The 224-nt window shown below is 76.8% G+C and carries 1 pseudogene; it reads right to left on the minus strand.

Annotated features, from left to right (window positions below):
* Positions 1–224, minus strand: a pseudogene (locus AD72_RS37445) (acyl-CoA dehydrogenase family protein); the annotation flags it as partial.

Genomic DNA, 224 nt, shown 5'->3' on the forward strand with positions numbered 1-224 from the left:
CACCTCACGCGGCGCGGCGGTGGCGGTGTCCGCCTCGGCCGCGGCCGGCCGGAGCACCTCGGCCGCGAGCTCACCGACGGTCTCGGCGATCATGCGCTGTTCATCGCTCGGGGTCAGGTCGAACAGCCCGCCCTCGGCCGGTTTCTCCTGGCGAACCGGACCGCCCTGGCTCTTCGCCGCGCTGAAGGTCCGGCCGGCCGCGGCCGCGGCGGCGAACCCGCCAC

Source organism: Sciscionella sediminilitoris (assembly GCF_000737195.2).
GTDB classification, from domain to species: Bacteria; Actinomycetota; Actinomycetes; order Mycobacteriales; family Pseudonocardiaceae; genus Sciscionella; species Sciscionella sediminilitoris.